At 67.6% G+C, this 13257-nt stretch carries 11 protein-coding genes; 6 read left to right on the forward strand and 5 right to left on the reverse strand.

Annotated features, from left to right (window positions below; translation table 11 throughout):
• The first annotated feature begins 93 nt into the window (after positions 1-93).
• Entirely contained in the window at positions 94-768 is a 675-nt protein-coding gene (locus tag ACWEPG_RS17000) for a PhzF family phenazine biosynthesis protein (protein ID WP_450114356.1), read from the forward strand.
• 34 nt (positions 769-802) lie between these two features.
• Here the strand turns inward: ACWEPG_RS17000 and ACWEPG_RS17005 are convergent, their stop codons facing one another.
• Positions 803-1378 (reverse strand): transglycosylase family protein, encoded by a 576-nt coding sequence (locus ACWEPG_RS17005; protein ID WP_450114355.1) that lies wholly within the window; start codon positions 1376-1378, stop codon positions 803-805.
• Between the two features lie 484 nt (positions 1379-1862).
• Positions 1863-2549, reverse strand: a complete 687-nt coding sequence (locus ACWEPG_RS17010; protein WP_450114354.1) for a hypothetical protein — start codon at positions 2547-2549, stop codon at positions 1863-1865.
• Between the two features lie 17 nt (positions 2550-2566).
• Between ACWEPG_RS17010 and ACWEPG_RS17015 the strand changes: the two genes are divergently transcribed.
• Positions 2567-2824 carry a hypothetical protein gene (locus ACWEPG_RS17015; RefSeq protein WP_450114353.1) on the forward strand — a complete coding sequence of 86 codons (258 nt, stop codon included), beginning with the start codon at positions 2567-2569 and terminating at the stop codon, positions 2822-2824.
• A gap of 309 nt (positions 2825-3133) precedes the next feature.
• Here ACWEPG_RS17015 and ACWEPG_RS17020 read toward each other — a convergent pair whose 3' ends face one another.
• Positions 3134-3304 (reverse strand): hypothetical protein, encoded by a 171-nt coding sequence (locus ACWEPG_RS17020; protein ID WP_450114352.1) that lies wholly within the window; start codon positions 3302-3304, stop codon positions 3134-3136.
• A 205-nt stretch (positions 3305-3509) separates the two neighbouring features.
• Here ACWEPG_RS17020 and ACWEPG_RS17025 point away from each other — a divergent pair, with 205 nt between their 5' ends.
• The 3 genes from ACWEPG_RS17025 (at position 3510) to ACWEPG_RS17035 (ending at position 6368) form a co-directional block, all read left to right on the forward strand.
• Positions 3510-3815: a hypothetical protein gene (locus tag ACWEPG_RS17025; RefSeq protein ID WP_450114351.1), complete on the forward strand. Its 306-nt coding sequence runs from the start codon at positions 3510-3512 to the stop codon at positions 3813-3815.
• Positions 3816-3932: 117 nt separating this feature from the next.
• Complete coding sequence (locus ACWEPG_RS17030) at positions 3933-5159, forward strand: C1 family peptidase (protein ID WP_450114387.1); 1227 nt, start codon at positions 3933-3935, stop codon at positions 5157-5159.
• 531 nt (positions 5160-5690) lie between these two features.
• On the forward strand, positions 5691-6368 hold the full coding sequence (locus ACWEPG_RS17035; RefSeq protein WP_450114350.1) for a hypothetical protein: 678 nt from the start codon (positions 5691-5693) through the stop codon (positions 6366-6368).
• 934 nt (positions 6369-7302) lie between these two features.
• Here ACWEPG_RS17035 and ACWEPG_RS17040 read toward each other — a convergent pair.
• Together ACWEPG_RS17040 and ACWEPG_RS17045 are read right to left on the reverse strand one after the other, a co-directional pair.
• Positions 7303-8529: an aminotransferase family protein gene (locus tag ACWEPG_RS17040; protein ID WP_450114349.1), complete on the reverse strand. Its 1227-nt coding sequence runs from the start codon at positions 8527-8529 to the stop codon at positions 7303-7305.
• Entirely contained in the window at positions 8526-9206 is a 681-nt protein-coding gene (locus ACWEPG_RS17045) for a Pr6Pr family membrane protein (protein WP_452594837.1), read from the reverse strand. Before ACWEPG_RS17045 ends, ACWEPG_RS17040 begins: the two co-directional genes overlap by 4 nt.
• 93 nt (positions 9207-9299) lie before the next feature.
• On the opposite strand from ACWEPG_RS17045, the gene hrpA reads away from it, so the two are divergent.
• Positions 9300-13208, forward strand: coding sequence for an ATP-dependent RNA helicase HrpA (gene hrpA, locus ACWEPG_RS17050; RefSeq protein ID WP_450114347.1), 3909 nt, complete (start codon positions 9300-9302; stop codon positions 13206-13208).
• Positions 13209-13257: the final 49 nt, after the last annotated feature.

The following is a 13257-nucleotide window of genomic DNA, read 5'->3' on the forward strand; positions in this document are numbered from 1 at the left end:
ACCGTCCGGTCCGTCTCGTCACCGAGGCGCGTGCGCCGGGATCGTTACGCGAAGTGCACCTTTCGTCACTCGGTACGGCGGTATCGTTTTACGATGAGCATTCAGGTAGACGTCGTCCGGGTGTTCACCGATCACGATGGGCGCCACGGCAATCCGCTCGGCATCGTCGACGCGGCCCAGGTGTCGCCGCCGGATCGCCAACGGCTGGCGACGAAGCTCGGGTTCAGCGAAACCGTCTTCGTCGATCTACCCCAGCCGAACGCGGAGGCGACCACCGCCCAGATCTTCACCCCCGCAACCGAACTCCCCTTCGCCGGACACCCCACGGTCGGAGTGTCCTGGTGGCTGACCGAGCAGGGACTGCGGGTCGACACCCTGGAAGTCCCCGCCGGCCCCGTCGCGACGCACACCAGCGACGGCGTCACCTGGGTCCGGGCGAAGGCGGACTGGGCGCCGGAGTTCACGCTGCACTGCAAACCCGACAGCGCGGCCGTACATGCCGTCGACGCGACGTCGTTCACCGACGGCCACCACTACGTGTGGGCATGGGCGGGCGAAGGCGCCATCGCGGCGCGGATGTTCGCCCCGGACTTCGGGGTTCCCGAGGACGAGGCGACCGGCGCCGCGGCCATCCGGATCACCGACCACCTCCGGCGCAACCTGCACATCACCCAGGGACGCGGGTCGAAGATCCTCACCCGCCTGACCCCGAACGGCTGGATCGAGGTCGGCGGCCTGGTGCAACGCGACCGCCCGGTGACCGTCTGAGACGGTGACCGGGCGGCGCAGCGGCATCACCGCATCAGGACAGGGCGAGCACCTGTCCGGGGAAGATCAGGTCGATGTTCGACACCTGCTTGGCGAACACCGACAGGTCGACACCGTGATCGGCGGCGATCCGCGACAGGGTGTCGCCGGCCTGGACGACGTAGCTCGACGCGCCGAGGGTCTGAACCGGGGCGGACTCGGCGATCTGGGTGGCGGCCTCCTGGACGGGGGTCTGCGCGGGGGCCGGAGCGACCGGCTCGGCGATGTCGGAGACACCGGCGGTCAGGTACTGACCGCACACGGGCCACGCACCGACACCCTGCCCGGCGAGGACGTTCTCCGCGACCCGGATCTGCTCGGCCTTGCTGGCGTGGTTCGCCTGACCCGAGCCGCCGTAGGCCTCCCAGGTGCTCTGCGTGAACTGCAGGCCGCCGTAGAAGCCGTTACCGGTGTTGGTGGACCAGTTGCCGCTGCTTTCGCAGTTCGCGACGCCGTCCCAGTTGTGGGTGGCGGCCGAGGCGGTGCCTGCGCTCAGCGCCATCGGGACGGCGGCGAGAGCAGCGGTGGCGGCGACGGCGCCGAGGGCGCGCTTGGGGGTGAAGCGAGTCATTCGGATGAATCCTCTCCTTGCCGCCGGCGTGACGGGCCCGGGCCGCACTCGCGGTGCGCCCTGAGCGTGTCGTCGTCCCACTCCTGTCCCGGGAAGTTGGTGGCGTCCGGCCCGCGGGACAGGATCGAGCGGTAGCGGGTCGGCGGTAGCCCGGTTGTTTCGAGCTGAAACGACCGTAGGCGATGATCACGAGATGGTCACGAGCGGCGTGTTGCGTGATGACACAACACAATTACTGGTATAGAACGGCGTCCCCGCAGGGCACCACGCGGTTCCGACCGGAAACAAACCAGAAGGTTTTCGTCGCATTTGTGACAACCGACACGACGAAACAGTGGCGCCGGTCACAGAATGAGTCGGGTTCGACATCGAAATCCGGCGTAAGAATCACGCCCGGGCGACTGTCGAACTCCCGACATTTCCGGCTGATCGGGCCGATCGGGCCGCCGCGTCCGGTGGGCCCGCGTCGGCCGGCCGGGTCGGATCAGGCTTTCGGCGCGCGCCCGGCCGCCAGATCCGCCGCACTGAGCAGAACCGCGATCTCGTCCCCCAGCCGCACCCCGTCGGCAAGCGGCAACCGGTCCCCACTCCAGAACTTCCCGGGGTCGTACCAGTTGGTCTTGCGGCGACCGGTCAGCAGTCCCATCGACTCGTAGGTCTGCGCGACGACCTCGGCGCAGTACGCGCTCTCGAGCCCGGCCATCTGCTCCTGCCTCCGCCTACGCAGCACGGGCAGCCTGCCACCGAACCACCGCGAGGCGAGCTTCGCGGTGGAAGGGAACGGGGCACCGTTGAGTCGGGCGATGACGCGCAACAGCTCGTCCTCCTGGTCCCGGGTCACCGGCAACTCCAGCTGCCGCAGCCATCCACGCTGGCCGTACTTCGCGCCCCACACCTGCACCGCCGCCCGGAGGTCGTGCAGCTGCACCCCGCGCTGGTATCGCCCCGTCCACATGTCCTGCAGCGAGTGCCCCAGCTCGGCGTGCCACATCAGCGGCGGCATGTCGTCGAGGACCACCGACATGCCCACGTGATTGACCGGACTGTTGGTCAGCGTCTGGATCGCACGGTCGGCGCCGGACTGCCCCCGGAAGATCCAGATGTCCCCGGTGCGGGTGGCATCCACCGCCACGTCGAGGCTCACCTGGGATTCGTGCATTCGCCGACTCATCCCCCTAGGTTAGAGCGATGCGACTGCAACCAAGGCACCTGTGGAAGGTCGTCGGTCTCGCCGGTGTCGTGGGCGTCGCCGCGACCGGGGCACTCACCGTGCGCTCCGAACGCAAGCGGCGCGCATACACCCCCGACGAGGTCCGGGCACAGCTGCACACCCGGTACGCGCAGGCGACCTCCGACGCCGAGCAGCGCCCCAAGGTCGACCTCGCACCGGTCAAACCCACTCTGCGCCAACGCCTCACGGCCATGTTCCGCCGCCGCGGGCGCTGACGCGCTCGTGCGACGCTGTTCGGGTGACGCGGTTTCACGACGTGGGCGCCCGCTCTCGATCGAGGGCGATGACCGAGGGCATCGTGACCGCTACCGGTGCGGGATCGCCTGGCGCGACATCCCTGCGGTGGTCGGTCCGTGGCAGACCATCTGGACCTCGCACCGCCGCCTCGCAGATGACGGCACCTAAGATCGGGCCCTGGAACGTCTTCTCGCGGTGGCGGACGCTGTTGGGATGATCGACCGAGCTGTCTCGGTAGACTCGAGGAACGCCCGCGCGCACCAACGTCACCCGCCAGACTGGGGGTTCTACACGAACCCGCGGATCGAGCTGCCCAACCAGCATTCGACCCTGTCGACCACCGCGGCCGCGATGTCCTCGAACACCGGTTCCACCACCTGAAACGCTGGCGCGGTCTGGCCACCAGCTGTGACAAGCTCGCCGTCGTCTTCCGTGCAGCGGTCGTCGTCAACGGTCATCGCGTGGACGTGAAAAGGTCAGACCTGCCAGGCGCTCCCTTCGCGCACTCCCGATCGGGAAAGGCGGAAAACGAGTAGTCGACTACTCGCGTCTGCCACCCGGTGGGTGGAGATACTAAAAGCACGCGCGCGGATCCACCACACAGCACGCACATCTCTGGATTCGGGAACATTAATCCACCACACGTTCCATCGGAGAAGGAAGGTGAGCGCAATCTCGAATATTCCACTCGAGTCGGTGGACGGCTGGACCGATGATGTGGTCGGAAGGATGCAGGCCGTATGGGTCACCACCGCTCAACAGGTGGTCGCCCTCGCTGCGACGGACAACGGATTCCGGTCGATCGTAGAGCAGTTGCAGGTGGACCCGGAGGAGGCCCGCGCCCTGGTTGAGGCGGCCCGCGCACGCCTTCCGGCGAACGAGCAAATCGAATTGTCCGCCCCCGCGGACACTTCCGATTACGGAACGGGGGTCCTGCCTCCAAGGCAGGAAGACGACGAAAGTCCCTGAACCGCACGTTCAGCGAATTCTCGGGCAATAACCATGCGGGTATTTCGACCTCCGTGAACCGCACGAAAATCAAGCGAAAATCAAGCATTTCTCCCTACACCAGGAGGGGTGAATCTCATGGCCCGAAAGAGTAAGGCCGAGGCCGGTGCTGCCACCGGGGGGACGAATGGTCTCGTCGAGATCTCGGCGTTCGGAGGCCATCTGCTGACCGCCGTACCGGCTCGCCCCGAGGCTGTGATCGTGGCCGATCCGATCGACGCAGCCCTCGCCGAACTAGGCCTGACGGATGCGGAGCAAGTAGTCGCAGCTGCGGCGGTTCCCGATGTGTCCGAGGAGTTCCGGAATGTACTCGGGCTCGACGACCAGACGTTCCAGGAATGGCTGCACTCCGCAGTGGAGGCACTTCCTCCTGATCGGGCAGAACTGGTCGGCCGGCCGGCGGAACCTGACCTCGCACTCGGAGCGCTACTCCCCACGGACGAGATGATCGCCGCGGCCGAGGCGACGGTTCCCGAGGAAGCCGTGGAGGCAGAGCCGGTTGCCCTGCCTCCAGCGGTGAATCTGATCCCGTACCTGCCGGCGATCCGTAGCCAAGCGTCACGTGGTACCTGCGTGTCGTTCACGTTGACCGCGCTGAACGAGTACGTCCTCCACCGACGGGGGCTTGTCCGGGACCTGTCCGAGCAACACCTGTACTACGAGATCAAGTTGATCGACGGGTCCGCCGATACCTGCGGCACCTGGCAGAACCGGGCAGTGACGGCCCTGCAGACAAGCGGCCAGTGCAGGGAACAGGTGTGGCCGTACAATCCGAACCCCCCCTGCAACAACCATGGTTCGCGTCCGGCGGCAGCCCGGTCCGACGGACTCGGCCACCGGTTGGCGACGGTCGCCGTCCCGTCGCGCAATGTCGCCGAGTACAAGACGCAACTCGCCCGGCAGCGGCCGGTGACGCTGTCGTTCCCGGTGTACAACAGCTGGTATCAGTCCGCCGAAACCCGCCGGTCTGGCCGCATCACCATGAGAATCGGCAACGAACCGGTGGCCGGTGGGCACGCAGTGTGTCTGGTCGGCTACCAGGAAACGGCGAGCAGTCCGGGCGGGGGCTATTTCATCGTTCGGAACAGCTGGGGCACCACTTGGGCCTCGCAGTCGCCGTACGGGCGGGGTTACGGGACCATCCCGTATCAGTACATCACCAACGATGCGTACGAGGCGTACACCGCGGTCGTGCCAGGAATCGGCGGCGGCGACCAGGACGAGGACCGAAATACGGAGACGCCGTCGTCGTCGGTGACCATCGAAGTAGGCCGCAACGTGAAAATCACCATCAAGACCGAATGACCGGCAGCGCAAACCGAGGCGCACCCGGCGGACCACCCTCCGACGAGAACGGCGACAGCTCATGTGGGAAGTCGAACTCGACCGGAATGCCCCCCGCGATGGTTGCCCACCCACGCCGAGGCACTGTCAACTTGAGCAATCCGAGGGCGATTTTCGTCGGTTTCACCTCCGTGATGCACCAGTTCGCGTGTGACGTATGTGGTTCATGTGGTTAACGGATGTCCATACGACCTCAAGCTGGCAGTGCCCTGATGGTTACGCAGCGATCCGGAATCCGGAGAACCTGTACCTGCCGAGCGGGCGGTTCGGTTCTGCCACCGCGGAGGCGGATCAGAGCATCCGGACGGCAGGGGTATCCGGGTCGGGTTCCTCTCCAGGTTGGCGTTCACCGACACTGCGGCTATCGCCCGCAGCAATCGGCCAAATTTCAAGTCCAGGGTTTTCCCCGTCGCCGGCCAGCTGTCCCGACCGGATTCCGTTCAGGGGAACGAGATGGCAAATCGTTTGCCATCCTTATCGGAAGGAAAAGACATGTCTGTGTCCCACGTCACCGAAGGTGCCACCGATCAGTATGTGGATGTCGGGGAGGTATCTGCCCACGAAGCGAGCACTGCCCCCCGACCCGGCTCCGGTCCGATCATCACCGGGGCGGACTTGGCCGCGCCCGCGGCGACGCCGGACCCAGATCGGATCAAAGACAAAGTGGAAACCGAAGGGGCCGAGTTGGACAGCGTGGATTGGGAAACGTTGGCCACCAATGGCTCTCCAATGCCAGCTGCGGAGATACGGGGCTTCACCCAAATCGGCGGGTCTGGTCGGATCGCGTTCGGTGGAGGCGTTCCCGTCGGCGGATGGACCCAAATGGTCGTGTATCCCGATGGCAGCTATAACTACAGCGGTCACCTGCATGTTTCAGGAGCCACGAGTTACACCGTTTCGGTTGCTTGGGTTTTGACGACCGGCTCCGGACATCCCTCATTCGTGATGCCGGCGAGTGGCCGTGTGCACGGCACGTTCGAGCCAGGCTCACGGGACTTCGATTGGAACGTCAGCGGCACCAACCCTGCACTCAGGAACGCCTGGCCCGCGTTCAACGCGCAGGGATACCGATGGCGGTGGGCGGCCTCGGCGAACCTTGACATCAGTTCACTCATCGACGGCGTGGGCAAGGCCGTCGGAGCCATCGGGGCGGTAGTGGCCCTGTTGTGAGGGCACTGTCAACTCGAGCAATCCGAGGGCGATAGTCGCCGCCGGTACACCTGCGCGATGCAACAGGCCATGTGTGAAGCAAGAGCCTCATGTGGTTAGTGGGTTGTCCACATGGACTCGAGTTGACAGTGTCACTCCGACTCCGCCGAGGGCCCGACCACATGGATGGGGCGCGTGGCGCTGCGAGTGCGCGTCGACACCGACCTGGGCAGCGTGGATCTGCTCACCGCACCCGATATCGAATCTGCTCTACTTCCCGGGAACCTGTTCACCCTCAGGGACGAGGACGAACATGACACGTCGGGGCGTACGCGTGGTATCGGCTGGCCGTCGAGCCCGCGACGCTGCCCGTCGGCGACCGCACCGCTCCACCGGCCACACCGTCGGCCGAGGCATCGGTGATCGTGCTCCGCGACCTCGACTACACCCCGCAGGCCGCGACCACCCCGATGCCGTACGGGCCACCCGATCTCGTTACGGCACAACGGGGTTCGACCACCCCGAAATCGCGGCCGCGACCAGCATCGCCGCCGATTCCACCCGCCGCTGGAGGCGACCGTCCTCGCACGACTCACGCCGTAACACCTCATCCGAGAACAGCAGACCCGCCACAGTGGAGGCCGGTAATGCCGCTACAGCACTAAGCGGTCGTCAAGGGCCGCCCCATCAACCGGTTGGCCGGGGTCCGGCACGGAACTCAACCCGGAGCCTGCATGCGCGGGAACGCCACCGAAGCGAGCCCGCGCCAGTCGGGAGTTGCTGCGGCGCCGCGGGATCGACGCGGTCATCGCCGAAAGGTCCACGCCTGGCACCGTCGCCGCCGCGGCTCACACGGCGGCCGACCACCGGCATTCGACCCCGCCGACCACCGCGGCCGCAATGTCCTCGAATGCCGGTTCTGCCACCCGGACACTCGAATCGTCAGACTTGCGTCCTAACCCAGCGCGGCGCGGACCCCGGCCGCCATCTCGGCGACCTGCTCGTCGCTCATCACGAACGAGGGCGAGAACTGCATCGCCCCCACTCCGGCCGCGCGGCCCGAGATGCCGTGTTCGCGAAGAGTTTTCACGAACGGCAGCGCCTCCGCCGGGTCCGCCAGCTGGACGGCGGCTACGGCGCCGAGTCCGCTGCGCACCTCCTGCACGCGCGGATGGTCGGCGAGCGGAGCCAGGTGCTCGTGCAGCGACCGTTCCAGGCGCGCCGATTCAGCGAGCAGGTTCTCCCGCTCGATGATCTCGAGATTGGCCAGCGCGGCAGCGGCCGCACCGGCGTGGCCGCCGTACGTGTAGCCGTGCCGCCACCACACCCCGCCGGCGAAGAACGGCTCGGCGACGCGCGGAGCGATGAACACCGCACCCATCGGGACGTAGCCCGACGTCAGGCCCTTCGCCGTGGTGATCATGTCCGGCTGCAGGTCGAATCGGGTGGACGCGAACCAGGATCCGCCGATCCGGCCGAATCCGGTGACCACCTCGTCGACCACGAACAGGATGTCGTGGTCGCGGCAGATCTCGCGGACCTCGGCGAGATAGCCCTCCGGCGGCAGGTAGATCCCGCCTGCGCCGATGATCGGCTCACAGAAGAACGCCGCGATGGCCTCCGCGCCCTCCCGCTCGATCAGCTCCAGCAGGCTCTTGGCGTTGTCCCACTCCACCGTTCGGGTGTCGGGCATCAGCTCGCCGTACCCTTCCCGGTTCACCGGGATCCCGGCGAGCGCGGTGCCGGCGACGTGCATGCCGTGGTAGGCCTTCTGCCGGCCGACGACGATCCGCTTGCCCGGCTTGCCGACCTCGTTCCAGTAGCGGCGGGCCAGCTTCGCAGCGGTGTCCACCGAGTCGGATCCGCCGGAGGTGAAGAAGATCTTGCTGCCGGGCACCGGGGCGATCTCGGCGAGCTTGTCCGCGAGCGCGACCGTCGTCTCCGGCGCGAAGTCCCCGAAGTTCGAGAAGTGCGCCACCGTCGACAGCTGCTTCGCGACCGCGTCCGCGATCTCCGTGCGCCCGTGCCCGACGTTGGTGAACCACAGTCCCGCGGTCGCGTCCAGGTAGCGGGTGCCGTTCTCGTCCCAGATGTACGCGCCCTCACCACGACTGACGACGAACGCGCCGTCGCGTTGAACCGCGCCCATGTCGGCGAAACCGTGCCAGAGCGAACCGCTCATTCCTCGACCTTCCTCTCGACACCGGTGCCGGGTGCCTCGTGTGTGCCCTCACCGTATCGCCACCGGCGGGCGGCGCGCCCGGCGACATTCACGGCCAGACAGATCAGCACGAAGGCTCCGATCAGGACCACCAACCCGATCGTCATCTGCAGATAGCCCTGTGTCCGGGGATCGATGAACTGATACGGGTACCAGTCGGCGATCGGGCCGCGCACGAGCGTGTACACGCCGTACAGGACCGGGAACCACAGCCACGTCATCGCCTGGCCGTCACTGATCCGCATCCGCGGCGGGTCGACCACCCAATCCACGATCAGTACCAACGGCAGCACCCGATGCACGATGTCGTTGGTCCACTGACCCTGCATGCCGACGTCGATGTTCGAGAGCAGGATCGCGTACACGATTCCGGTGATGACCATGTAGACGGTGACCGCACCCCGGAACGACTGCCAGGCGCGGCCGGGCGGATCCGCCGCCGCGCCGATCAGCAGCACGACCACCGCGAGCACGTTGCTCAGCACGGTGAAGTAGCTGAAGTAGTTGAACCAACTGAAGTCGTCGCCACTGTTCAAGGGAATCCATATCAGGGCGAGAAGCCCCAGCGCGGCGAAGGCCAGGCGCAGCACGCGAGCGACCGGGTGCGTCCCGGCGGTGGCCTGAAGGTCTGCACTCATGGCCAGATAGTCGCACGCGCGGCGGACACGCGGCCGGATCGACTCGACGCCACGCGGGATCGACGGCCTCGGCTTCGATACCCTGGCCTGAGCATGTCCACCACATCTCCTGCCGCGCAGCCCGGCCCCTCCCGTCGCGACATCAAGCGACAGCTGGGCGACCTGACCCTCCGTGACGAGTACCGCCTGCGGCGGCGTCTCGATCGCGCCCGCTCGGCCGAGCAACTCGACGCGGTCGCCACCGAGCTCGCCACCGCCCGGGCAAGGATCGCCACCCGTCGCTCCCGTGTCCCGCGGACCAGCTATCCGGAGGCACTGCCCGTCAGTGCCCGCCGCGACGACATCGCCGCCGCCATCGAGGCGCACCAGGTCGTGATCGTCGCCGGCGAGACGGGCTCCGGCAAGACCACCCAGATTCCGAAGATCTGTCTCGATCTCGGCCGCGGCATCCGCGGCCTGATCGGGCACACCCAACCTCGCCGCCTCGCCGCCCGCACGGTCGCCGAGCGGATCGCGGAGGAACTGGACACCGAGCTCGGGGACGCGGTCGGCTACACCGTCCGGTTCACCGACCAGGTGTCCGACGGCACGCTCGTCAAACTGATGACCGACGGCATCCTGCTCGCCGAGATCCAGCGTGACCGGCTGCTGCGCCGATACGACACGCTGATCATCGACGAGGCGCACGAACGCAGCCTGAACATCGACTTCATCCTCGGCTACCTCAAGCAACTGCTCCCCCGCCGTCCCGACCTCAAGGTGATCATCACCTCGGCGACGATTGACCCGGAGCGGTTCGCGGAGCACTTCGCGGTCGACGGGGTGCCCGCGCCGATCGTCGAGGTCTCCGGCCGAACCTTTCCCGTCGAGATGCGGTACCGCCCGCTGACCGTGCACGTCGGCGAGCAGACGATTGACCGGGATCCGGTGGACGCGGTCGGCGAGGCCGTCGAGGAGCTGATGGCCGAGGGCGACGGCGACATCCTGGTGTTCCTGTCCGGCGAGCGGGAGATCCGCGACACCGCGGACGCGTTGCGGGATCGGAGGATCCGCGGCCTGGACATCCTGCCGCTGTACGCACGACTGTCCGCCGCCGAGCAACACCGGGTGTTCGAGAAGCACAGCGGGCGACGAGTCGTCCTGTCCACCAACGTCGCCGAGACGTCGCTGACGGTGCCCGGCATCCGCTACGTCGTCGATCCGGGAACCGCCCGCATCTCCCGGTACTCGGTGCGCACCAAGGTGCAGCGGCTGCCGATCGAGGAGATCTCGCAGGCGTCAGCCCGGCAGCGGGCCGGACGCTGCGGCCGTGTCGCGGACGGCATCTGCATCCGGCTGTACTCGGAGGAGGACTTCGAGTCCCGCCCCGAATTCACCGAACCGGAGATCCTGCGCACCAACCTGGCGTCGGTCGTGCTGCAGATGACGGCACTCGGACTCGGCGACATCGAGGCGTTCCCGTTCGTCGAGAAGCCCGATCCGCGGGCCGTGCGCGACGGTGTCGCGCTGCTCGAGGAACTGGGCGCCCTGGTGCCGGCCCGCAAGGACGCGCCCGCCGAACTCACGCCGGTCGGACGCGAGCTGGCGCAGATCCCGGTCGACCCGCGCATGGCTCGGATGCTCGCGCAGGCCAACCACACCGGCTGCCTGCGCGAGATGCTGGTGATCGTCTCGGCGCTGTCGATCCAGGACGTGCGCGAACGCCCGGCCGAGCACCAGCAGGCCGCGGACGAGAAGCACGCCCGGTTCACGGTCGCCGGCTCGGACTTCCTGGCGTACACGAAGCTGTGGGAGTACCTGCGCACCCAACGCAGAGAGCTCTCCTCCAACCAGTTCCGGAAGATGTGCAAGGCCGAGTACCTGCACTGGCTCCGGATTCGGGAGTGGCAGGACCTGCACGGTCAGCTGTCGCAGATCACCCGCTCCCTCGGCTGGTCCGTCGCCGACACGGAAGCCTCCCCCGACTCCGTGCACCAGGCGCTGCTCGCGGGACTCCTCTCGCACATCGGGTTGCGAGAGGGCGAGAAGAAGGACTTCCTCGGTGCCCGCGGCGCCCGGTTCGCGATCTTCCCGGGCTCGTCGCTGTTCAAGAAGCCCCCGCGCTGGGTGATGGCCGCCGAACTGGTCGAGACGTCACGCCTGTGGGGGCGGATGGCCGCGGGCATCGAGCCGGAATGGGCCGAGAAGATGGCCCCGCACCTGGTCAAGCGCACGTACTCCGAGCCGCACTGGTCCACGAAACGGGCCTGCGCCATGGCGTACGAGCGGGTCACCCTGTACGGCATCCCGCTGGTCGCCAAGCGCGCGGTCACCTACTCGGCGATCGACCCCGAGGCGTCCCGCGAACTGTTCATCCGGCACGCGCTGGTACAGGGCGAGTGGCAGACGCAGCACAAGTTCTTCCATGCCAACCGCGCCCTGCTGGACGACGTCGAGGAGATGGAGACCAGGGCCCGCCGGCGCGACATCCTCGTCGACGACGAGGCGCTGTTCGAGTTCTACGACCAGCGCATCAGCTCGGAAGCGGTGTCCGCCCGGCACTTCGACACCTGGTGGAAGAAGGCGCGACGGGACGACCCCGACCTGCTGACGTTCACCGCCGCGAACGTCGTCAACCCCGAGGCCACCACCGTTCTGGGCGGCGACTACCCGAACACCTGGCGCCAGGGTGACATCTCGTTCCCGCTGACCTACCAGTTCGAACCCGGAACCGAGGACGACGGCGTCACGGCACGCATTCCGGTCGCGCTGCTCGCACAGGTACGCAATGTCGGGTTCGAGTGGCTGGTGCCCGGCATGCGCGAGGACCTGGTCACCGCGTTGATCAAGACGCTGCCGAAGTCGTTGCGCCGCACCGTCGTCCCGGCACCGGACTACGCGCGGGCGGCTCTGTCCGTGGTCAAGCCCCGGACCGAGCCGTTGACCGTCGCGATCGCCAGGGAGCTGACCCGGATGGCGGGTGCCCCGATCACCCCGGCGGACTTCGACCTCACGGCCGTTCCGGACCACCTGCGCATGACCTTTGCCGCCGTCGACCCGGGCGGCAAGGTCCTGGGCCGCAGCAAGAGCCTCGACGACCTGCGGGCCGGTCAGGCACCCCGCGTCGCCGCGGCGGTGTCGAAGGCGGCCGCCACCACCGAACGGGCCGCCGCCACGGTGTGGACATCGGAGACCCTGGGAACCGTGCCGGACACCGTCACCCGCACACTCGGTGGCCAGAAGGTGGTCGGCTATCCCGCACTGGTCCCCGAGGCCGGCGGTGTCGCCGTTCGGGTGCTTGCGACCCCGGCTGCCCAGCGCCGCGCCATGCGGGAGGGCACCCGGGCACTGCTGCTCGCCGCGGTCCCGACCCCGACGAAGTCCGCGATCGGCGGACTCGGCACCCGGGATCGACTGGCGCTGAGTCAGAATCCGCACGGCAGCGTCGACGCCCTGGTCGAGGACTGTCGGACCTGTGCGGTGGACGCGCTGATCGAGCGTCACGGCGGACCGCCCCGCACCCCCGAGGGCTTCGAGACCCTGCAGCGGGCAGTGCGCGCCGAATTGTCCCGCGAGGTGGCGGTCCTGGTACGTCTCGTCGTCCCGATCCTGTCACGAGCACAGCAGCTTCGGGTCCTGCTCGACGGCGCGCGGGGCGATGCCGCCGACGACGTTCGAGAACAACTGGACACGCTGGTGTACCCCGGATTCGTCACCGACACCGGGGCGACGAGGCTACGCGAGCTGCCCCGCTACCTCGACGCCGCGATCATGCGACTCGAAGCCCTCCCCGGGTCGGCAGTGCGGGACCGGCAGAACCTCACCGTGCTGGACGCCGTGTTCGACGAGTACGGCAAGCTACTCGCCCGCCTCGATCCGCGCCGGCACCACGATCCGGACGTCGACGCGATCCGCTGGATGATCGAGGAACTTCGGGTGGGATTGTTCGCGCAATCCCTGGGCACGCCGTACCCGGTGTCGGACAAGAGGATCCGCAAGGCGATGGCCGCGATCGGCAAGTAGGCGACGCAGGGCGGCCCGGGAGACGAACACCGGGCGCATCCGAATCGAC

The organism is Rhodococcus sp. NPDC004095, assembly GCF_053604015.1.

Bases quoted from the DNA above. Each gene is read 5' to 3' on its own strand.
- ACWEPG_RS17040 (WP_450114349.1), bottom strand. From the start codon at position 8,529: ATGAGCGGTTCGCTCTGGCACGGTTTCGCCGACATGGGCGCGGTTCAA.
- ACWEPG_RS17005 (WP_450114355.1), bottom strand. From the start codon at position 1,378: ATGACTCGCTTCACCCCCAAGCGCGCCCTCGGCGCCGTCGCCGCCACC.
- ACWEPG_RS17030 (WP_450114387.1), top strand. From the start codon at position 3,933: ATGGCCCGAAAGAGTAAGGCCGAGGCCGGTGCTGCCACCGGGGGGACG.
- ACWEPG_RS17020 (WP_450114352.1), bottom strand. From the start codon at position 3,304: ATGACCGTTGACGACGACCGCTGCACGGAAGACGACGGCGAGCTTGTC.
- ACWEPG_RS17045 (WP_452594837.1), bottom strand. From the start codon at position 9,206: ATGAGTGCAGACCTTCAGGCCACCGCCGGGACGCACCCGGTCGCTCGC.
- hrpA (WP_450114347.1), top strand. From the start codon at position 9,300: ATGTCCACCACATCTCCTGCCGCGCAGCCCGGCCCCTCCCGTCGCGAC.
- ACWEPG_RS17015 (WP_450114353.1), top strand. From the start codon at position 2,567: ATGCGACTGCAACCAAGGCACCTGTGGAAGGTCGTCGGTCTCGCCGGT.
- ACWEPG_RS17035 (WP_450114350.1), top strand. From the start codon at position 5,691: ATGTCTGTGTCCCACGTCACCGAAGGTGCCACCGATCAGTATGTGGAT.
- ACWEPG_RS17010 (WP_450114354.1), bottom strand. From the start codon at position 2,549: ATGAGTCGGCGAATGCACGAATCCCAGGTGAGCCTCGACGTGGCGGTG.
- ACWEPG_RS17000 (WP_450114356.1), top strand. From the start codon at position 94: ATGAGCATTCAGGTAGACGTCGTCCGGGTGTTCACCGATCACGATGGG.